Annotated in this window: 21 protein-coding genes and 2 pseudogenes; 15 read left to right on the forward strand and 8 right to left on the reverse strand. The window is 68.3% G+C overall.

What is annotated here, in order from left to right; all coding sequences use genetic code 11:
• Nucleotides 1-84: 84 nt before the first annotated feature.
• A complete protein-coding gene (locus HZI36_RS03010) occupies nt 85-654 on the forward strand; it encodes a hypothetical protein (protein WP_425485193.1) in 570 nt (189 codons plus the stop codon).
• A 332-nt stretch (nt 655-986) separates the two neighbouring features.
• On the opposite strand, the pseudogene HZI36_RS03015 reads toward HZI36_RS03010, so the two are convergent.
• The 3 genes and pseudogenes from HZI36_RS03015 to HZI36_RS03020 all read right to left on the reverse strand — a co-directional run.
• A pseudogene (locus HZI36_RS03015) lies at nt 987-2120 on the reverse strand (YifB family Mg chelatase-like AAA ATPase); the annotation flags it as partial.
• Nucleotides 2121-2200: 80 nt separating this feature from the next.
• Nucleotides 2201-2600 (reverse strand): annotated as a pseudogene (locus HZI36_RS27465) (magnesium chelatase domain-containing protein); the annotation flags it as partial.
• A 177-nt stretch (nt 2601-2777) separates the two neighbouring features.
• On the reverse strand, nt 2778-3029 hold the full coding sequence (locus HZI36_RS03020; RefSeq protein WP_179401153.1) for an accessory factor UbiK family protein: 252 nt from the start codon (nt 3027-3029) through the stop codon (nt 2778-2780).
• 334 nt (nt 3030-3363) lie between these two features.
• On the opposite strand from HZI36_RS03020, the gene HZI36_RS03025 reads away from it, so the two are divergent.
• The 7 genes from HZI36_RS03025 (at nt 3364) to ptsP (ending at nt 10723) form a co-directional block, all read left to right on the forward strand.
• The gene (locus HZI36_RS03025) at nt 3364-3702 is read left to right on the forward strand and encodes a P-II family nitrogen regulator (protein WP_179401289.1); all 339 of its coding nucleotides are present in this window, start codon (nt 3364-3366) and stop codon (nt 3700-3702) included.
• Between the two features lie 32 nt (nt 3703-3734).
• On the forward strand, nt 3735-5285 hold the full coding sequence (locus HZI36_RS03030; protein WP_179401154.1) for an ammonium transporter: 1551 nt from the start codon (nt 3735-3737) through the stop codon (nt 5283-5285).
• A gap of 262 nt (nt 5286-5547) precedes the next feature.
• The gene (gene gshA / locus HZI36_RS03035; RefSeq protein WP_179401155.1) at nt 5548-6837 is read left to right on the forward strand and encodes a glutamate--cysteine ligase; all 1290 of its coding nucleotides are present in this window, start codon (nt 5548-5550) and stop codon (nt 6835-6837) included.
• A gap of 58 nt (nt 6838-6895) precedes the next feature.
• Entirely contained in the window at nt 6896-7852 is a 957-nt protein-coding gene (gene gshB / locus HZI36_RS03040; protein ID WP_179401156.1) for a glutathione synthase, read from the forward strand.
• Nucleotides 7853-7921: 69 nt separating this feature from the next.
• Entirely contained in the window at nt 7922-8389 is a 468-nt protein-coding gene (locus HZI36_RS03045; protein ID WP_179401157.1) for a PTS sugar transporter subunit IIA, read from the forward strand.
• A gap of 99 nt (nt 8390-8488) precedes the next feature.
• Nucleotides 8489-8758 (forward strand): HPr family phosphocarrier protein, encoded by a 270-nt coding sequence (locus HZI36_RS03050; RefSeq protein ID WP_179401158.1) that lies wholly within the window; start codon nt 8489-8491, stop codon nt 8756-8758.
• A 192-nt stretch (nt 8759-8950) separates the two neighbouring features.
• Nucleotides 8951-10723: a phosphoenolpyruvate--protein phosphotransferase gene (gene ptsP, locus HZI36_RS03055; RefSeq protein ID WP_179401159.1), complete on the forward strand. Its 1773-nt coding sequence runs from the start codon at nt 8951-8953 to the stop codon at nt 10721-10723.
• 27 nt (nt 10724-10750) lie between these two features.
• Here ptsP and HZI36_RS03060 read toward each other — a convergent pair whose 3' ends face one another.
• The 3 genes from HZI36_RS03060 to gpmA form a co-directional block, all read right to left on the reverse strand.
• Nucleotides 10751-11503 (reverse strand): HesA/MoeB/ThiF family protein, encoded by a 753-nt coding sequence (locus HZI36_RS03060; RefSeq protein ID WP_179401160.1) that lies wholly within the window; start codon nt 11501-11503, stop codon nt 10751-10753.
• A gap of 112 nt (nt 11504-11615) precedes the next feature.
• Complete coding sequence (locus HZI36_RS03065; protein ID WP_179401161.1) at nt 11616-13202, reverse strand: S41 family peptidase; 1587 nt, start codon at nt 13200-13202, stop codon at nt 11616-11618.
• Nucleotides 13203-13398: 196 nt separating this feature from the next.
• Entirely contained in the window at nt 13399-14145 is a 747-nt protein-coding gene (gpmA, locus tag HZI36_RS03070) for a 2,3-diphosphoglycerate-dependent phosphoglycerate mutase (RefSeq protein ID WP_179401162.1), read from the reverse strand.
• A gap of 135 nt (nt 14146-14280) precedes the next feature.
• Here gpmA and HZI36_RS03075 point away from each other — a divergent pair, with 135 nt between their 5' ends.
• The 5 genes from HZI36_RS03075 (at nt 14281) to HZI36_RS03095 (ending at nt 17308) form a co-directional block, all read left to right on the forward strand.
• Nucleotides 14281-14703 carry a rhodanese-like domain-containing protein gene (locus HZI36_RS03075; RefSeq protein WP_179401163.1) on the forward strand — a complete coding sequence of 141 codons (423 nt, stop codon included), beginning with the start codon at nt 14281-14283 and terminating at the stop codon, nt 14701-14703.
• Complete coding sequence (grxC, locus tag HZI36_RS03080; protein WP_179401164.1) at nt 14700-14960, forward strand: glutaredoxin 3; 261 nt, start codon at nt 14700-14702, stop codon at nt 14958-14960. Before HZI36_RS03075 ends, grxC begins: the two co-directional genes overlap by 4 nt.
• A gap of 114 nt (nt 14961-15074) precedes the next feature.
• Nucleotides 15075-15548, forward strand: coding sequence for a protein-export chaperone SecB (secB, locus tag HZI36_RS03085; protein WP_179401165.1), 474 nt, complete (start codon nt 15075-15077; stop codon nt 15546-15548).
• 89 nt (nt 15549-15637) lie between these two features.
• The gene (locus HZI36_RS03090) at nt 15638-16636 is read left to right on the forward strand and encodes an NAD(P)H-dependent glycerol-3-phosphate dehydrogenase (protein WP_179401166.1); all 999 of its coding nucleotides are present in this window, start codon (nt 15638-15640) and stop codon (nt 16634-16636) included.
• Nucleotides 16637-16759: 123 nt separating this feature from the next.
• Nucleotides 16760-17308: an O-acetyl-ADP-ribose deacetylase gene (locus HZI36_RS03095; protein WP_179401167.1), complete on the forward strand. Its 549-nt coding sequence runs from the start codon at nt 16760-16762 to the stop codon at nt 17306-17308.
• On the opposite strand, the gene trmL is transcribed toward HZI36_RS03095, so the two are convergent.
• A complete protein-coding gene (trmL, locus tag HZI36_RS03100; RefSeq protein WP_179401168.1) occupies nt 17281-17751 on the reverse strand; it encodes a tRNA (uridine(34)/cytosine(34)/5-carboxymethylaminomethyluridine(34)-2'-O)-methyltransferase TrmL in 471 nt (156 codons plus the stop codon). The genes HZI36_RS03095 and trmL overlap by 28 nt on opposite strands.
• A gap of 50 nt (nt 17752-17801) precedes the next feature.
• Nucleotides 17802-18575, reverse strand: coding sequence for a phosphoribosyltransferase family protein (locus tag HZI36_RS03105; RefSeq protein WP_179401169.1), 774 nt, complete (start codon nt 18573-18575; stop codon nt 17802-17804).
• Between the two features lie 94 nt (nt 18576-18669).
• Between HZI36_RS03105 and HZI36_RS03110 the strand changes: the two genes are divergently transcribed.
• Together HZI36_RS03110 and HZI36_RS03115 are read left to right on the forward strand one after the other, a co-directional pair.
• A complete protein-coding gene (locus HZI36_RS03110; RefSeq protein ID WP_179401170.1) occupies nt 18670-19635 on the forward strand; it encodes a methyltransferase domain-containing protein in 966 nt (321 codons plus the stop codon).
• Between the two features lie 235 nt (nt 19636-19870).
• Entirely contained in the window at nt 19871-20356 is a 486-nt protein-coding gene (locus HZI36_RS03115; protein WP_246326944.1) for a DUF2244 domain-containing protein, read from the forward strand.
• The last annotated feature ends 1 nt before the right edge of the window (nt 20357 follow it).

Here is a 20357-nt window from a genome sequence, read left to right on the forward strand (position 1 = left end):
ACGGCATCCGCAATGCTCGCGGTTACACATCCCGGGCTTCGCGTTCGACGGATAATGCGAGCTTTGCCCGCCACGCTCACCGCCATGCCGACGGCTTTCCCCCATTCATTGCGTCCCCTTTTTCGCTCACTGCGGCACTTCGCCGCAGTGAGCTGCGCGTGCGCGGCATTGACCGCGTGCTCGCCGCATTACGACTGGCGTACGCTGCACAGCGACGCCGGCTACACGATCGACCTGCCGGCGAAGCCGACCGTCGACGAGCGCACGCTCGTCATCGCGGGCGTGCCGATGAAGATGCGGATGCAGGCGGCGCATCTGTCCGACGCGGTGTTCGCGGTCGGCACCGTGATGCTGCCCGACGATCGCGATGAGACGCGCCGCGCGGCGCTCGACTATCTGCGCGAAGGCCTGTCGCGCAATCTCGGCGGCGCCGCGCAGATCACGTCGGTCGCGGTGCCGCTCGCGTCGGGCGGCGCGGTGGATGCGCTCGAACTGCGCGTGGCCGGCGCGGCGGGGCAGGATCATGCGCGCAAGACGATCGTCGCGCGCATTCTCGCGCGCGGCCGCCATGCGTACCAGGTGGTCGCGATCGCCGACGCGCCGTTGCCGCCGGAACAGCTCGACCAGTTTTTCGGCTCGCTGAAGCTCGATTGAAACGCGCGATTCAAACGATGGGCGAGGGCCTAAGAGTGCGTCGCAAACTGAAAGTTCCTTCGCAGCTTTCGCGGCTAATTGACGGATTTTGCGGGGCTTTTTCCGCTATCCACAGAGAATGTGGATAACTTTGTTGAAAAGTACTGGGAATACCCCGCCGAGCCATGCCCGGCGGCCTTTCAGTTAGATTGCCCGCAATCTCGACAGGGCGAAAAAATGAATTGAATCAAAGGCATGCGAAATTCGCTTCAAGTGATGCGTGCCGAATCGCCCGATGCGAGCGGATGCGTGGAATTGTGCATAAGTCAAGTCTTGACACGCAGCTCGAGTGCTCAGAGAGGCGCGAGCGCGCGCCGGTAGCGGATCGCTTCGGCGATCTGCGCGGCGTCCGGCCAAGGGTCGCCGGCCAGATCGGCGATCGTGCGCGCGACCTTCAGCACGCGGAAATACGCGCGCGCGGACCAGCCGAACCGCTCGCCGGCTTCGCGCAGCAGGCGCTCGCCGTCGTCGGTCGGCCGGCACAGTGCGTCGGTCTCGCGGCCGGTCAGCATGTGGTTCGTCTTGCCCTGCCGGTCGAGCTGCCGCGCGCGGGCGCGCGCGACGCGCTCGGCGACCGCGGCGCTCGCCTCGCCCGGCGAGTTTGCGCGTGCCGCGAGTTCCGCGGGCGTCAGCGCCGGTAGCGCGATCTGGATGTCGATGCGGTCGAGCATCGGCCCGGACAGCTTGCGCAGATAGCGCGCGGCGACGTTGGGCGTGCAGCGGCAGCGGCCCGACGGATCGCCGAGCCAGCCGCACGGGCACGGGTTCATCGCCGCGATGAGCTGGCACGCGGCCGGGAAGTCCGCCTGCAGCGCGACGCGCGAGATCGTGATGCGGCCGGCTTCCAGCGGCTCGCGCAGCGTTTCGAGCACGTGGCGATCGAATTCGGGCAGCTCGTCGAGGAACAGCACTCCCAGGTGAGCGAGCGTGATCTCGCCCGGCTGCGGCGGATTGCGGCCGCCGACCAGCGCCGCGGCGCTCGACGAGTGATGCGGCGCGCGAAACGGGCGCTGCCGCCACTGCGCGGGCGAGAAGCCGGCGCGACTCGCCGACAGCAGCGCGGCCGACGTCAGCGCCTCGTCGTCGGTCATCGGCGGCAGCAGGCCCGGCAGCCGCGCGGCGAGCATCGACTTGCCCGCGCCGGGCGGCCCGACCATCAACATGTGATGTCCGCCCGCGGCGGCGACTTCGAGCGCGCGCCGCGCGGTGCGCTGGCCGATCACGTCGGCGAGATCGGGCACGCTTGACGACGGCGCGCCGTCGAAACCGGGAGAAGTAAGCGGTGCGACCGGCGTGAGCCGCGCGTCCGGCGCGCCGGCGAGGTGCGCGCACAGCGCGGGCAGGTCGGGCGCGCCGAATACGGTGACGCCCGGCACGAGCGCGGCCTCGGCGGCGCTGTCGATCGGCAGATACAGCTCGGGTGGGTGCGATGCCGTACCGGAGCCATCAACCGTGCCTGAACCCCAGCCGGATCCGGGATCCGAGCCCGAGTCCGTTCCACCAGCCCGCCAGTCCCGCGCCGTGCCGCACGCCATCGCGAACGCGCCGCGCATCGGCCGCAGCGCGCCGGACAGCGACAGCTCGCCCGCGAACTCGCGCCGCTCCAGCGCGTCGGCCGGAATCTGCCCGCTCGCGGCGAGGATGCCGAGCGCGATCGGCAGGTCGAAGCGACCGGATGCCTTCGGCAGATCGGCGGGCGCGAGATTGACGGTGATCCTGCGGACCGGGAATTCGAAGCCGCAGTTCTGCAGCGCGGCGCGCACGCGTTCGCGGCTTTCGCGGACTTCGAGATCAGGCAGGCCGACGATGGAGAACGACGGCAACCCGTTCGCGAGATGGACTTCGGCGGTGACTTCCGGCGCGCGGCCGGCCGCCGGTGCGCGGCTGCGCACCACGGCAAGCGACATGGCGAGACTCCTGATGCAAAGCTCGGGACAGGCGAACGGCCAGGGCCGTCCGCCGCGAGTGACGGAGAGGTCGGTGCGCGCTTGCCGGCGTGGCGCGGACTGGGTGACTAGATGATCAAGCGGTACGGTTGGCCGAAACGCGGGCCGGATTCGAATGAAATTCTAACGAACGGCGACTCACGTCTGCGGTGCGGCGAGCTTCTGCTCGAGCTCCGCGACGCGCTTTTCGAGCTCCTCGAGCCGTACACGGGTGCGCGCGAGCACCTGCGCCTGGGTGTCGAATTCCTCGCGGGTGACGAGATCGAGCTTCGTGAAGCCTTGCGACAGCATCGCCTTCACGTTCTTTTCGACGTCCTTGGCCGGCGAGTTTTTCAGCAGGTCGCCGATACGCGCCTGCAGGTCGTTGAAAACGTCGCTGGGTTGCTTCATGGTATTCCCCTTCGTTGCACAAAAAATGTGCATGTTCCGTTGCGTTCGCGCCCTTGATGCACGCATGGGCGGAAATGGTGCGCGCGGCGCGCGATTTCCGGGCATGGCGAGCGCATCGGTGATTGCCCCGATGCGCGGGACGTGCGAGCACTCTAGCAACGATCGCCGCGCGGCGCCAGCGACCGCCGCCCGCGTTGGCCGTCCGGCCGGGCCCGCGCGGCGCGGGCCGCCCGTTTCGACGCCTCTGTCGAATCGACCTGGCATGCGAGTTGCTCAGCAGAGTCAGCGACACAACATCCAACCAGTTCGACGGGATACCCAGCGAGAGGATTTCATGAAACTCATTACTGCAATCATCAAGCCGTTCAAGCTGGACGAAACGCGTGAAGCGCTTTCTGCGCTTGGCGTCTCCGGCATCACGGTGACGGAGGTGAAAGGGTTCGGGCGCCAGAAAGGCCACACCGAACTGTATCGGGGCGCCGAGTACGTGGTCGATTTCCTGCCGAAGATGAAGATCGAGGCGGCGGTGTCCGACGATCTCGTCGAGCAGGCGGTCGAGGCGATCGAGCGCGCGGCACGCACCGGCAAGATCGGCGACGGGAAGATCTTCGTCACGCCGATCGAGCAGGTGATCCGGATCCGCACCGGGGAAACGGGCGCCGACGCCCTCTGACACGACACACGAGCGACAAGAGGAAAACGACGATGCGAAAACTGATGATGTCCCTGCTGATGGCCGGCTCGCTGCTCGCGGGCGGTGTCGGCACCGCGCTCGCGGACGACGCAAGCTCCGCCGCGGCTGCCTCCGCGCCCGCGGCCACTTCCGCTCCCGCCGCTTCGGCAACCGACGCGTCGGCCGCTGCCGCCGCACCGGCTGCCGCGTCCGGCGCCGCTTCCGCCGCCGCTTCCGACGCGTCGGAAGCGGCCGCGTCCGGTGCTGCCGCCGCGTCCGGCGCCACCGCCGCATCCGCCGCCGCACCCGCGTCGGCCGCTGCCGCACCGGCCGCGCCGACCGCGCCGTTCTCGGTCGATTCGTCGAAGATCAACTCCGGCGACACCGCCTGGATGCTGACGTCGACCGCGCTCGTGCTGTTCATGACGGTGCCGGGCCTCGCGCTGTTCTATGCGGGCATGGTCCGCAAGAAGAACGTGCTCGCGACGGTGATGCAGAGCTTCGCGATCACCGCGCTGGTCACGGTGCTCTGGACGGTCGTCGGCTACAGCCTCGCGTTCACGCCGGGCAACGGCTTCATCGGCGGCTTCTCGCGCGTGTTCCTGTCCGGGATGAACTACATCCACGGCGACAAGGCGACGACGCTGACCGTCAGCCACCTCGCGCCGACGATTCCGGAAACCGTCTACTTCGTCTATCAGATGACGTTCGCGATCATCACGCCCGCGCTGATCTGCGGCGCGTTCGCGGACCGGATGAAGTTCTCGGCGATGCTCGTGTTCATGGGGCTCTGGTCGCTGGTCGTCTATGTGCCGATCGCGCACATGGTCTGGGAGCCGAGCGGCTGGCTGTCGGCCGACGGCGTGCTCGACTTCGCGGGCGGCACGGTCGTTCACATCAACGCGGGTATCGCGGGCCTGATGTCGTGCCTCGTGCTCGGCAAGCGCGTCGGCTACGGCCGCGAAGCGATGGCGCCGCACAACCTCGTGCTGACGATGATCGGCGGCTCGATGCTGTGGGTCGGCTGGTTCGGCTTCAACGCCGGCTCGGCGGTCGCGGCCGACGGCCGTGCCGGTTTCGCGATGCTGACGACGCAAGTGGCGACCGCGTGCGCGGCGCTCGGCTGGATGTTCGCCGAATGGATCGCGAAGGGTAAGCCGTCGGTGCTCGGCATCGTGTCGGGCGCGGTCGCGGGCCTCGTCGCGATCACGCCGGCCTCGGGCTTCGTCGGCGTCGGCGGCGCGCTCGTGATCGGCATCGCGGCGGGCGTCGTCTGCTTCTGGTCGGCGACCTGGCTCAAGCACAAGTTCGGCTACGACGATTCGCTCGACGCGTTCGGCGTGCACGGCGTCGGCGGGATTCTTGGCGCGCTGCTGACCGGTGTGTTCGCGGTGAAGGACATCGGCGGCGCCGACGGCAGCCTGCTGCTGCAGGCGAAGGGCGTCGCGATCACGCTGGTCTACAGCGGCGTGGTCAGCTTCATCCTGCTGAAGGGGATCGACATGGTGATGGGCCTGCGCGTCGCCGAAGAGGAAGAGCGCGAAGGCCTCGACGTGGTGCTGCATGGCGAGCACGTCGAATAAGCGAAACGACCCGCGCGGAGCGGCTCGATGAATGGCCGCCCTGCGGATGGCCGCCCCGCGAAAACCGAATGAGCGCAGCGACTTCGACCCGCCTTCCCGGCGGGTTTTTTTTCTCCGGACGCGAGGCGGCGCAGGCTTAACCCTTGTGCCTATCGGGTCTATAGTTAAAAACATCCTCTAAATCCTTGCGAATCCGGGAACAATCCCCAAATGCGTTGGGCAATTGCCCTACAATCTTCTTTCTCCCGTTCGCGAGTGATTCATGGTTCCGCATCTCGTTACGGCGTTAAACGGTCCGCTGCTCGAACTGGAGCAGAAGATCCTCGACGCCACGCCTGCGATCGAACGCTGGTTCAGGCTCGAATGGCAGGAACACACGCCGCCGTTCTACTGTTCGGTCGACCTGCGTAACGCGGGCTTCAAGCTCGCGCCCGTCGACGCGAACCTGTTCCCGGGCGCGTTCAACAATCTGCCGGCCGAAGTGCTGCCGCTCGCGGTGCAGGCCGGGATGGCCGCGATCGAGAAGATCTGCCCCGATGCGAAGAATCTGCTCGTGATCCCCGAGCTGCCGACCCGCAACGCGTTCTATCTCGAGAACGTCGCGCGGCTCGCGACGATCATGCGTCAGGCCGGTCTCAACGTGCGCTTCGGCTCGCTCGATCCGAGCGTCGTCGACGTCACGCCGATCACGCTCGCCGACGGCCAGAAGATCGTGCTCGAGCCGCTCGAGCGCACGCCGCGCCGGCTCGGCCTGAAGAATTTCGATCCCTGTTCGATCCTGCTGAACAACGACCTGTCGGCCGGCATTCCGCACGTGCTCGAGAACCTGCACGAGCAGTATCTGCTGCCGCCGCTGCACGCGGGCTGGGCGGTGCGCCGCAAGTCGACGCATTTCTCGTGCTACGACGACGTCGCGAAGAAGTTCGCGAAGCTGATCGGCGTCGATCCGTGGATGGTGAATCCGTACTTCGCGCACGTCGAGGGTGTCGACTGGCAGGCGCACGAGGGCGACGACGCGCTCGCCGCCGCGATCGACGCGGTGCTGAAGAAGATCGCGCGCAAGTATCGCGAATACGGGATCGGCGAGAAGCCGTTCGTCGTCGTGAAGGCCGACGCCGGCACCGCCGGGCGCGGCGTGATGACCGTGCACGACGCGGCCGAGATCGGCCGGATGTCGAAGGCCGAGCGCGCGCAGATGGCCGAGTCGAAGGCCGGCCTCGCGGTGCACGACGTGATCGTGCAGGAAGGCGTATATACGTTCGAGCGCGTCGGCGACGAGGTCGCGGAGCCGGTCGTCTACATGATCGACCGCTACGTGGTCGGCGGCTTCTACCGCACGCACGGCGGCCGCCAGCGCGACCAGAACCTGAACGCGCCCGGCATGCACTACGTGCCGCTCGGCTTCGAGCACACCGCGCTGCCCGACGCCGGCGCGAAGCCCGGTGCGGCGCCGCCGAACCGCTTCTACATGTACGGCGTCGTCGCGCGGCTGTCGCTGATCGCGTCGTCGATCGAGCTCGAGAAAACCGATCCGGAAGCGATTCAGGTATAAATAGACGACAAACCGGCGCACGAGGCGCCGGTTTCGACTTTCAGGTATCAGGACCCGCATGGACATTCTCTTCATCGCCGACCCGCTCGAACGCTTCAAGATCTACAAGGACTCGACCTACGCGATGATGGCCGAGGCCGCGCGCCGCGGGCACGCGGTCTATGCGTGCGAGCCGCATCATCTCGCGTGGACGGGCACGAGCGTCGAGGCCGACGTGCGGCGCGTGACGCTCGTCGGCGATCCGGCCGACCTGCACCGCGCGCCGTGGCACGAGGCGGGCGCGGTCGACGCGCGCAAGCTCGCATCGTTCGGCGCGGTGCTGATGCGCAAGGATCCACCGTTCGACATGGAGTACGTGACGTCGACGTGGCTACTCGAGCTCGCGGAGCGCGCCGGCGCGCGCGTGTTCAACCGTGCGCAGTCGATCCGCGACCATTCGGAGAAGCTCGCGATCGGCGAATTCCCGCAGTTCGTCGCGCCGACGCTCGTCACGCGCGACGCGAAGCGGCTGCGCGCGTTCCACGCGGAGCACGGCGACGTGATCCTGAAGCCGCTCGACGGAATGGGCGGGATGGGCGTGTTCCGCGTGAAGCCCGACGGCATGAACCTCGGCTCGATCGTCGAGCTGCTGAGCCACGACGGCGCGCGCTCGGTGATGGCGCAGAAGTTCATCCCGGAGATCAAGGCCGGCGACAAGCGGATCCTGCTGATCGGCGGCGAGCCGGTGCCGTATTCGCTTGCGCGGATTCCGCAGGGCAACGAGGTGCGCGGCAATCTCGCGGCGGGCGGCGTGGGCGTCGCGCAGCCGCTGACCGCGCGCGATCGCGAGATCGCCGAGACGCTCGCGCCGGTGCTCGCCGCGCGCGGCCTGTTGCTCGTCGGCCTCGACGCGATCGGCGACTGGCTGACCGAAGTGAACGTCACGAGCCCGACGTGCTTCCGCGAGATCATGGAGCAGACGGGCTTCGACGTCGCCGCGATGTTCGTCGACGCGCTGGAGCGCGCGGCGGGATAAGCGCACCGGCTCGACTGAAACGGCCTGCTACAATGGCCGCTTGAACGGCGTTTCGGCGTTTTTTATGACATGGCAGGCATTCTGATCATCGCGCATGCCCCGCTCGCGACCGCGCTGCGGGACTGCATTTCGCACATCTACGGCGGCGTGCCCGCGCGCATCGGCGTGATCGACGTACTGGCGGACAACGATCCCGCGCAGGTAATGGCGTTCGCGTACGCCGAGATCGCGCGCCTGAAGGAAGAGAACGGCGCGCTCGTGCTGACCGACATGTACGGCGCGACGCCCGCGAACATCGCGGGCCAGCTCGCGAAGCTCGACGGCGTGCGCGTGCTCGCCGGCGTGAATCTGCCGATGCTCGTGCGCGCGGTCTGCTACCGCACGGTGCCGCTCGACACGCTCGTCGACAAGGCGCTATCCGGTGGCGCGAAGGGCGTTCACGAGGTCGCGGCGGGTTCGCCGCCGCCGCCGAGCGACGTCGGCTGTGGCGAATGCGCACCGATTCCGCCCGAGCCGTGCCCGCGTAGCGCACTGTAACGCGCAGCCGCTGTAATATCTCGCCCGCGGCACCCTTTTTCGCCCGTTTCCTCATTCCGCCGACGAAACGCCGCCGGCAGCCTCGATCGAACGAAGACCATGCTTCAACAAGAAACCACCATCGTCAATAAATTGGGGCTGCATGCGCGCGCATCGGCCAAGCTCACGCAGCTCGCGGGCAGCTTTCAGGCCGAGGTCTGGATGTCGCGCAACGGCCGGAAAATCAACGCGAAGAGCATCATGGGCGTGATGATGCTCGCGGCCGGCATCGGCAGCTCGGTCACGATCGAGACCGAAGGGCCGGATGAAGAGCAGGCGATGGATGCGCTGCTGAGGCTGATCGCCGACAAGTTCGGCGAAGGCCAGTGACGCGCGAGCCGCCCCTTCCGGAGAAAATGCCGCGTCGTCACGCGGCATTTTTTTTGCCGCGCGATCATTGATTCATTGTACGTAATGCTGCGCCGCATGCAGTCATGTGACAGTCACGGAATTTATAATCACATTCCAGGGTCATAAGCGCACCGCAGCAGCGTGCCGCGGTTCACATATCAGGAGGTGCGCGTGTCCTTCACGCTGCATGGCATTCCCGTCTCTCGAGGCATCGCGATCGGACGCGCGTATCTGATCGCGCCGATGGCGCTCGACGTCGCCCATTATCTGATCGACACGCATCAGATCGATGCCGAAGTCGCGCGCTTTCGCGCGGCGCTCGACCGGGTGCACCGCGAGCTCGACGTGCTGCGTGCCGACCTGACCGACGACACCCCGAGCGAAGTCGGCGCGTTCATCGACGTGCACGCGATGATCCTGAACGACGCGATGCTCGTGCAGGAAACGATCGACCTGATCCGCACGCGCCGCTACAACGTCGAGTGGGCGCTGACCGAGCAGCTCGACCTGCTCACGCGCCATTTCGACGACATCGAGGACGAATACCTGCGCGAGCGCAAGGCGGACATCGAGCAGGTCGTCGAGCGCGTGCTGAAGGCGCTCGCGGGCGCGCCGTCGCCGTCGCAGCAGCTCGGCGGCGCGAAGAAGGGCAGCGACGAGATGATCGTCGTCGCGCACGACATCGCGCCGGCCGACATGATGCAGTTCAAGACGCAGTCGTTCCAGGCGTTCGTCACCGATCTCGGCGGGCGCACGTCGCATACGGCGATCGTCGCGCGCAGCCTCGGCATTCCGGCCGCGGTCGGCGTGCAGCACGCGAGCCAGCTGATCCGGCAGGACGACCTGATCATCGTCGACGGCGACCAGGGGATCGTGATCGTCGATCCGGCGCCGATCGTCCTCGAGGAGTATTCGTACCGCCAGTCCGAGAAGGCGCTCGAGCAGCGCAAGCTGCAGCGGCTGAAGTTCTCGCCGACGCAGACGCTGTGCGGCACGCAGATCGCGCTCTACGCGAACATCGAGCTGCCCGACGACGCGAAGGCGGCCGTCGAGGCGGGCGCGGTCGGCGTCGGGCTGTTCCGCTCCGAATTCCTGTTCATGAATCACGAGAACGAGATGCCGGAGGAGGAGGAGCAGTTCGCCGCGTACAAGCGGGCGGTCGAGTGGATGAAGGGGATGCCGGTCACGATCCGCACGATCGACGTCGGCGCGGACAAGCCGCTCGACGCGCGCGACGAAGGCTACGAAACCGCGCCGAACCCGGCGCTCGGCCTGCGCGCGATCCGCTGGAGCCTGTCCGAGCCGCAGATGTTCCTCACGCAGTTGCGCGCGATCCTGCGCGCGTCCGCATTCGGGCAGGTGAAGATCCTGATTCCGATGCTCGCGCACGCGCAGGAAATCGACCAGACGCTCGACCTGATCCGCGAGGCGAAGCGCCAGCTCGACGACGCGGGGCTGCTCTACGATCCGAACGTGCGCGTCGGCGCGATGATCGAGATTCCGGCCGCCGCGATCGCGCTGCCGCTGTTCCTGAAACGCTTCGATTTCCTGTCGATCGGCACGAACGACCTGATCCAGTACACGCTCGCGATCGATCGCGCGGACAACGCGGTCGCGCATCTGTACGATCCGCTGCATCCGGCGGTGCTGCACCTGATCTCGTTTACGCTGCGCGAGGCGAAGCGCGCGGGCGTGCCGGTGTCGGTATGCGGCGAGATGGCGGGCGACCCGACGCTCACGCGCCTGCTGCTCGGGATGGGGCTCACCGAATTCTCGATGCATCCGAGCCAGTTGCTCGTCGTCAAGCAGGAGATTCTGCGCGCGCACCTGAAGGCGCTCGAGAAGCCGACCGCGGACGTGCTCGCGGCGTTCGAGCCCGAAGAGGTGCAGTCGGCGCTGAAGCGGCTCGCGGTCGCCGAGCCGCGCGCGGACGCGACGGCGTGAGCGACGCGTCATGAGCGCCGCGCGTCGTCAATGCGCGTCGCCGCACACCGGACAATCCGCCTGACGCGCGATCTTCATCGTCGTCCATTCCATCCGTAGCGAATCGAGCATCATCAGCCGGCCGGTGAGCGTCGCGCCGATGCCGCCGATCACGCGCAGCGCTTCGGCCGCCTGCATCGAGCCGATGATGCCGACCGTCGGCGCGAACACGCCCATCGTCGCGCACGCGACCTCCTCGAACGGCTGATCCTCCGGGAACACGCACGCGTAACACGGCGATGCCGGATCGCGGAAGTCGAACGTGCTGATCTGCCCGTCGAAGCGCAGCGCCGCGCCCGACACGAGCGGCACGCGATGCGCGACGCACGCGCGGTTGATCGCATGGCGCGTCGCGAAGTTGTCGGTGCAGTCGAGCACGACGCTCGCTTGCGGCACGTGCGCGTCGAGCCACGCGTCGTCCACGCGCTCGGCGACCGCGTGCACGGTCACTTCCGGATTGAGCCGCGCGAGCGCGTCGCGCCCCGATTCGACCTTCCGGTGTCCGACCGACGCGGTCGCGTGCAGGATCTGCCGCTGCAGGTTCGTCAGATCGACGGTGTCCGCGTCGACGAGCGTGATCGTGCCGACGCCGGATGCGGCGAGATACATCGCCGCCGGCGAGCCGAGGCCGCCCGCGCCGACGACGATCGCATGCGCGTCGAGAAAGCGCTGCTGCGCTTCGATGCCGATCTCGTCGACGAGGATATGGCGGGAGTAGCGGAGGAGTTGATCGTCGTTCATGAGCGGAGGCAGGCGGCGGGCGATGCGTGACGCGGATGCCCGTATTCTAGGCGCGCAAAAGAAACAGGCCATCGCGGGTTTGCCGCGATGGCCTGTCGGACGGGGCTGACGCTTACTGCGTGGCCGACGCCGGCTTCGGTGCTGCCGGCGTAGGCGCAGCCGGTTTCGGCGCGGCTGGCGCAGACGCGGATGCCGGCGCCGCCGCCGCCTTCGATGCCGCGGCCGGCTTGGCCGGGGCGTTCTTCGACGTGCTCTCGGCGAGCAGCGACTTCGACTCCTGCACCGGCTTGCCTTCGAGCTTGTTGAGCGCCTGCTGCATCATGAAGTCGTCCGGCGTGCCGAACTCGACCGGCTTGCGGTCGCGGTCCTTCTGGCGCTGCTCGGGCGTCTTCTTGTCGTTCTGCTCCTCGAGGTTCTGGAGCTCCTGCATCCGGCGCTGCTCGCGCTGCTCGAGCTCCTTCTTCTCGTTCGGATCCTGCGTGTTCGCGAGGTGGTTCGTGTAGTCGACCTCGCGCGTGACGAGCACGTCGTCCGGATCGCCGTCCGCGAACTGGTCGACCGGAATGTCGGGCGTGATCCCCTTGTTCTGGATCGAGCGGCCGCTCGGCGTGTAGTAGTACGCGGTCGTCAGGCGCAGCGCGGTGTCGGCCGTCATCGGGCGGACCGTCTGCACCGAGCCCTTGCCGAACGTCGTCTTGCCCATGATCAGCGCGCGATGCGAATCCTGCAGCGCGCCGGCGACGATTTCCGACGCGGACGCCGAGTACGCGTTCGTCAGCACGATCATCGGCACGGTCTTGAAGGCCGGCGACAGGTTCTTCAGCGGATCGCCGTCGAACGACGGCAGGCGGTAGTTGTCGTAGGTGTCGCGATAGACCTGCTTCGAATCCGGGATCTGGCCGTTCGTCGACACGACGACCGAATCCGGCGGCAGGAACGCGCCCGCGACGCCGACCGCGCTCTGCAGCAGGCCGCCGCCGTTGTTGCGCAGATCGATGATCAGGCCCTTCGGGTTCGGCTGCTGGCGCGCGACGTCCTCGAGCTTCGCGGCGAGATCGGGCACCGTGCGCTCCTGGAAGCTCGTGATGCGGATGTACGCGTAACCCGGGTCGAGCATCTTCAGCTTCACGCTCTGCACGCGGATGATCGCGCGCGTGACCGTGACCGGGAACGTGCGGTCGTCGCTCTTGCGGTAGATCGTCAGCGTGACCTTCGTGCCGGGGTCGCCGCGCATCTGCTTGACGGCGTTGTCGAGCGTCATGCCGCGCACCGGCTTGTCGTTGATGCGCGTGATCAGGTCGCCCGGACGGATTCCGGCGCGGAACGCGGGGGTGTCCTCGATCGGCGAGATCACCTTCACGAGACCGTCTTCCTGCGAAATCTCGATACCGAGGCCCGCGAAGCGGCCCTTCGTCTGCTCCTGCAGTTCCTGGTAATCGGTCTTGTCGAGGAACGACGAGTGCGGATCGAGGCTCGATACCATGCCCTTGATCGCCGCGGTCAGCAGCTTCTTGTCGTCGACCGGCTCGACGTACTCGTGCTTGATCTGGCCGAACACTTCCGCGAACAGGCGGAGCTGGTCGAGGGGGAGCGGCGCCGTGGCGCTCTGCTCGGCCGACGCGGAAATCTGCAGCGTGGCGAACACGCCCGTGGCGAGGCCCGCGGCAATCAGGCCGATGTTCTTCAGTTTGATTCGCATAGGAAAAGTCGGGTGCGGTCGGAAAGCGCGTGGCTCTTGCGGAAGTAGCAGTCAAGTATAACCGGTCGGCCCGTTCGTCAGGGGAACGGGCCGAAACCGGTTCGACAGTGTCGGCTCGCCGAGGTTCGCGACGGGGCGGGCCGACCTGCCCGGCATACCGGGCAGGCGGGCCGGCCGGCCTGGCCCCGGCGCGGGATCAGCCCGCCTTGCCTTGCTTCGCGACGGCCGCCTGCGCCTTCGCGATCGCTTCCGGGTCGCCGAGATAATAGTTCCGGATCGGCTTCAGGTTTTCGTCGAGCTCATAGACGAGCGGCACGCCGTTCGGGATGTTCAGGCCGACGATGTCGTCGTCCGAGATGCCGTCGAGATACTTGACCAGCGCGCGGATCGAGTTGCCGTGCGCGGCGATCAGCACGTTGCGGCCGCCCTTGATCGCGGGCGCGATCGACTCGTTCCACAGCGGCAGCACGCGCGCGACGGTATCCTTCAGGCATTCGGTCAGCGGCAGCTGCTCGCGCGGCACCTTCGCGTAGCGCGGGTCGCCGTACGGCGCGCGCGCGTCGGTCGGCTCGAGCGACGGCGGCGGCGTGTCGTAGCTGCGGCGCCAGACCAGCACCTGGTCGTCGCCGAATTTCGCGGCCGTTTCCGCCTTGTTCAGGCCCGACAGCGCGCCGTAGTGGCGCTCGTTCAGGCGCCACGAGTGGACGACGGGCAGATACATCAGGTCCATCCGGTCCTGCACGTGCCACAGCGTGCGGATCGCGCGCTTGAGCACCGACGTGTACGCGATGTCGAACGTGTAGCCGGCCTCCTTGAGCAGTTCGCCGGCCTGGTAGGCCTCGTTGGCGCCCTGTTCGGTCAGGTCGACGTCGACCCAGCCGGTGAAACGGTTTTCCTTGTTCCACGTCGATTCGCCGTGGCGGATGAGAACGAGCTTGTGCATGGATGTGCTTGCGGTCGGTAGTGAGGAAGCTGGGCGCAAGGCGCCGCGTCCGGGGCGGCGTCATCCTCGCGCAAGGCGGTTATTTTATAATGCCGGGATTGTCTTTTCCGATTTCTCTTTTTTCGGCGGATTTCCGTGAAGTTCTTTACCGATTACACGAACCTGGGCCTGATCGCGATCCTGCTCGTTTCCGGCGGCCTGCTCGCGTGGCCCGTGCTGCGCCGCGGCCGCGGCGGACTGTCCGCGGCCGAGGCGACGCAGCTCATCAATCGCCGCAACGCGGTCGTGATCGACGTGCGGCCGGCGGCCGCCTTCGCGGCCGGCCATCTGCCGTCGGCGCGCCAGGTCGACGCGGGCGAGATCGGCGCGAAGATCGCGCAGGTCGCGAAGAACAAGAGCACGCCGGTGCTGCTCGTCTGCCAGAACGGCCAGCAGTCGCAGAAGGCGGCGCGCGAGGTCCAGGCGGCCGGCTACGCGGAAGTGCACGTGCTCGACGGCGGCGTCGCCGCCTGGCAGCAGGCCGGGATGCCGGTCGTCAAACAAGGAGCAGCGAAGTGAACAAGGTCTTCATGTACAGCACGCAGGTGTGCCCGTATTGCGTCCAGGCCGAGCGTCTGTTGAAGCTGCGCGGCGTCGAGCACGTCGAGAAGGTGCTGGTCGACCGGGAGCCGGGCCGCCGCGAGGAAATGATGTCGCGCACCGGCCGCCGCACCGTGCCGCAGATCTATATCGGCGACACGCACGTCGGCGGCTACGACGATCTGTCGAAGCTCGACCGCGAGGGCGGCCTCATGCCGCTTCTGCAAGCCGCCTGATTCGGGCAGAATGGCCGCCGGCCGCGCGGGCCGGCGAGCACGATCCCCGCGGAAACCCATCATGCGTGCATGGCCGCCATCGGCCGGCGCGCGAACATAATTTTTGGAGCCATCATGTCCGACGTCGAAAATCAACCGTTCTTCAACATTCAGCGCATCTACCTGAAGGATATGTCGCTCGAGCAGCCGAATTCGCCGGCGATCTTCCTCGAGCAGGACATGCCGTCGGTCGAGGTCGAGGTCGACGTGAAGGCGGAGCGTCTCGCGGAGAGCGTATTCGAGGTCGTCGTGTCGGGCACCGTGACCGCGAAAGTCAAGGACAAGGTCGCGTTCCTGATCGAAGCGAAGCAGGCCGGCATTTTCGACATCCGCAACATCCCGGCCGAGCAGCTCGACCCGCTCGTCGGCATCGCATGCCCGACGATCCTGTTCCCGTACCTGCGCTCGAACATCGCCGACGCGATCACGCGCGCCGGCTTCCCGCCGATCCATCTCGCCGAGATCAACTTCCAGGCGCTCTACGAGCAGCGTCTCTCGCAGATTCAGCAGCAGGGCTCGACCGTGCCGAACGGCGCGTCGCTGAACTGAGCGCGACGCGCTCGCCGGTGCGACATGAAACCGTCCCTACGCATGCGTCGCTCGCCTCGTCGCGGGCGGGCGGCCCGGCGAGTGCCGGCATGAAGGTCGCCGTCCTCGGCGCCGGCGCCTGGGGCACTGCGCTCGCCGGCCATCTGGCCGCGCGGCACGACACGCTGCTGTGGGCGCGTGACGCGGCGCTCGTCGCCGAGCTCGCCGCCCGGCATGAGAACGCCCGTTATCTGGGCGGCATCGCGCTGCCCGTGGCGCTGCGCTACGACGCGGATCTCGCCGCGGCGCTCGCGCACGGCGCCGCGGACGACGCGCTCTGCGTGATCGCCGCGCCGGTCGCCGGGCTGCGCGCGCTGTGCGGCGCGATGCGCGACGCGGGCTGCGTGCCCGCGCACGTCGTCTGGGTCTGCAAGGGCTTCGAGGCCGACACGCAATTGCTGCCGCATCAGGTGATCGCGGCCGAACTGCCCGATCAGCACAGCAACGGCGTGCTGTCCGGGCCGAGCTTCGCGCGCGAGGTCGGGCAGGGGCTGCCCGTCGCGCTGACCGTCGCGAGCGCGTCCGCCGCGTGCCGCGAGCGCACGCTCGCCGCGTTCCATCACGGCGCGATGCGGATCTACACCGGCGACGACGTCGTCGGCGTCGAGGTCGGCGGCGCGGTGAAGAACGTGCTCGCGATCGCGACCGGCATCGCCGATGGCCTCGGCCTCGGCCTCAACGCGCGCGCGGCGCTCGTCACGCGCGGCCTCGCGGAAATGACGCGGCTCGGTGTCGCGCTCGGCGGCCGCGCGGAAACCTTCACCGGCCTCACCGGCGTCGGCGATCTGATTCTGACCGCGACGGGCGACCTGTCGCGCAATCGCACGGTCGGCCTGCAGCTCGCGACCGGCCGCTCGCTCGCCGACATCCTCGGCGCGCTCGGCCACGTCGCCGAGGGCGTGCGCTGCGCGCAGGCGGTGCTGGCGATCGCGCGCGCGCATTCGATCGAAATGCCGATCACCGAAGCGGTCTGCGGCGTGCTGTTCGACGGCGTCGCCGCGCGCGACGCGGTCAGCGGGTTGCTGCGCCGGGACGCGCGCGCCGAGTGAGCGCCGGCGTTCGCCGTCGCGCGCAATGCGAACTACGCTGTAACTGACCGGCTCATCCGTTCGAACGCTGCATGGGCCGGCGCAAGCGCTGACGCGCCCACTCCGGTCGACGGGAGGCCGCCCATGTTGCAGATCGGTTCCACCACGCTCGACGCGCAAGTCGTCGACATCACGACGCTCGAGGTCGATGCGATCGTCAACGCGGCGAACGGCTCGCTGCTCGGCGGAGGCGGCGTCGACGGCGCGATCCATCGCGCGGCCGGCCCGGGGCTTCTTGCCGAATGCGAGACGCTCGGCGGCTGCGCGAGCGGCGACGCGAAGCTCACGCGCGGCTACGCGCTCCCCGCGAAATACGTGATCCACGCGGTCGGCCCGGTGTGGCACGGCGGCGCGCGCGGCGAGCGCGAGCTGCTCGCGTCATGCTACCGGCGCGCGATCGAACTCGCCGAAGCGCAGCGCTGCGCGTCGCTCGCGTTCCCCGCGATCAGCTGCGGGATCTATCGCTATCCGGCCGAGCAGGCGGTCGACGTCGCGCTCGGCACGGTCGTCGGCATGCTGCCGCAAGCGCCGCATCTCGCGCGCGTCGTGTTCGCGTGCTTTTCGTCCGACATGCTCGCGCTCTACCGCGCGGCGCTCGCGCGCGTTCAGGCGCCGCCGTCGAAGCCGGCCTGACGCCACGCCTCGAACACGACGACCGCGACCGTATTCGACAGATTCAGGCTCCGGTTGCCCGGCCGCATCGGCAGGCGCACGCGCTGCGCGTTCGGGAAGCGTTCGAGCAGGTCCGCCGGCAGGCCGCGCGTCTCCGCGCCGAACACGAACCAGTCGCCCGGCAGGAACGCATGGTCGTGAAAGCGGCCCGAGCCGCGCGTCGTGAACGCGAACATCCGCGCGGGATCGGGTGCTTCGGCCGCGACGAACGCGTGCCAGTCCTGGTGCACGCGCATCTGCGCATATTCGTGATAGTCGAGGCCGGCGCGGCGCATCTTCGCGTCGTCGAGCGGAAAGCCGAGTGGCTCGATCAGGTGCAGCCGCGCGCCGGTGTTCGCGCACAGGCGGATCACGTTGCCGGTGTTCGGCGGAATTTCGGGTTCGACGAGGACGACGTTGAACATGATTCGGTCTCGGGCATCAGCGACTGCGAACAGTCGGGTGTAACGATCGGTCAATCTTTGGCGGTGCGCAGCGCGACGAGATTCGTCACGCGCCGCGCGCCCGCCGCCTTCAAAGCCTGCGCCGCCGCCGCGAGCGTCGCGCCGGACGTCATCACGTCGTCGACGAGCGCGACGTGGCGGCCGGCGACGTCGTGCGCGACCGCGAACGCCGATGCGACATTGTCGCGCCGCGCGCGCACGGCGAGCCGCGATTGCGGCGCGGTCCGCGCGACGCGCACGAGCAGCGTCGCCGACGCGCGCACGCCAAGCCGGCGCGCAAGCGGCCGCGCGATCGCCCACGCCTGGTTGTAGCCGCGCGCCGCGAGCCGTTCGCGCGCGAGCGGCACCGGCGCGACTACGTCGAAGCCGTGCCGCGCGCCGTGCGCATCGTCGACGAGCCGCGCGAGCCGGCCCGCGAACTCGGCGCCGAGCGCGAGCCGCGCATGAAACTTCAGCGCCCGCGCGAGCGTGTCGACCGGCGCGCGATAGTCGGCGAGCGCGAGCGTCGCGTCGAACGGCGGCGCGTCGGCGCGGCACGCGTCGCACCGGTAGCCGGCCGCGCGGCGCGACCGCCCGGGCGCGAGCGGCGCCGCGCAGACGACGCAGCGCACGCGCGCTTCGTTCCAGTACGCGGCATCGCAAACGGCGCAGATCGCAGGATGTGACAAATTGCCGCACAGTGCGCAGCGATTCGGCAGCGCGATCGTCGCGATGCGCGCGGCGAGCGTGCCGATTCGCGACAACCGCACGCGCATCGCCGGCGGCAGGACGGGACGACGATGCATCCGGATGCTCCTTCGAGGCAAGGCCGCTGCCCCGCGTCGCTGAAGCGGGCGGGGCGAGCGAGTATACTTCGGGCTCTTCGCCAGTGTGCCCGACATGTCGCCAGTCTCTCCCTCACCTAGCCGTCCGGCCTATGATTCCCGGCGCCTGCGGCGGATCTTCGATCGCCGCGCCGACGCATTCGACGCGGTCGCGTTCCTGCCGCGCGAGATCGCGCAGCGGATGAACGAGCGTCTCGAATACATCAAGGTGACCCCCGCGAGCGTGCTCGATGCCGGCTGCGGCGCGGGCGACGACCTGCCGGCGCTGCGCGCGCGCTTTCCGGAGGCGCCGGTGTTCGGCGTCGACGTATCCGGCGCGATGCTCGCGCGCGCGGGCCAGCGCGAGGCCGCGCAGACCGACTGGCGCCGCTGGCTGCCGGCGTCGCTCGGCCGTGCGCTGGGCCAGCGCGGGCCGCGCGTCGCGCAGGCCGATTTCTCGTCGCTGCCGTTCGCGGCCGGCGCGTTCGACCTGATCTGGTCGAATCTCGCGCTGCACTGGCATTCGCGCCCGGACGCGGTGTTTCCCGAATGGCAGCGCGTGCTGCGCGTGAACGGCCTGCTGATGTTCAGCACGCTCGGCCCGGACACGCTGCGCGAGCTGCGCGCGGCGTACGCGCAAGCGGAGGCGACGCTCGGCCTCGCGCCGGCCGGCGCGCGCGTGATCGATTTCGTCGACATGCACGATCTCGGCGACATGCTCGTCGAGAGCGGCTTCGAGATCCCGGTGATGGACCAGGAAGTGCTGACGATCACGTACCAGTCTCCCGAATCGCTGCTGGCCGACGTGCGCCGCTGGGGCGCGTATCCGTTCGAGCGCGCGGCGCCGCGCGGCGCGACGCGGCGCTTCCGGCGCGCGCTCGGCGACGCGCTCGACGCGCGCCGGCGCGACGACGGCACGATTGCGCTGACGTTCGAGGTGATCTACGGGCACGCGTGGAAGGCGGTGCCGCGCACGACGCCGGAAGGCCACGGAATCGTGCGGATCGAGGATATCGGCAAGGGGCGCCCGAAGAATCGCTGATGCAGTAAAGAAGGGTTTCGTTATGGTGGGAATTAGCGGCGCGGGCTAATGCGAAAAACCCCGCCGGAACGGCGCGGAACCTTGTCGCGCTTGGCTTGCGGGCCGGTCGCCGCTTGCTTGTGGATGCCATTGAACGCGCCTATAATGCGTCAGCCTGCCGCCCTTGGGATCCCCGCAATACGGGGCGGCGAGCTCGATGCAGGCATGCATCGCATGCCATTCGCGTGAGACGGCGATGGACGCAGCGAAAGTTTCGACGGAAGCGACGGAGGCGGAACCGGTCCTCGAGGATTGGCTGATGAAGCGCAACTGCTCGGTGTCGCCGCGTCAGTTCGTGCTGTTTTACGCGTCGCTCGCGGCTGTCTCGCTGGCGATCGCGGCGTCGATGATATGGCGGGGGGCGTGGCTCGTGGCGCCCTTCACCGGAATCGAGCTGCTGGCGGTGGGTGTCGCGTTCGCGATCTACGCACGCCATGCGGTCGACTACGAACGCATCAGGCTGTTTCCGCATCGGCTCGTGATCGAGCGGATGAATGCGGAGCGGCTCACGCAGATCGAATTCAACCCGCGCTGGGTGCGGGTCGAGTCGGGCGCGACGCCTCGCGATCCGATTCGGCTGGTGTCGCGTGGGCAGACCGTTGTGATCGGGCAGCATCTCGCGCAGTACCAGCGCGTGCAGTTCGCCCGGACGCTGCGCGCATCGCTCAGGCGCTGCGGCTGAG

Origin of the sequence: Burkholderia guangdongensis, from assembly GCF_013403875.1 — a bacterium.
GTDB classification, from domain to species: domain Bacteria; phylum Pseudomonadota; class Gammaproteobacteria; order Burkholderiales; family Burkholderiaceae; genus Burkholderia; species Burkholderia guangdongensis.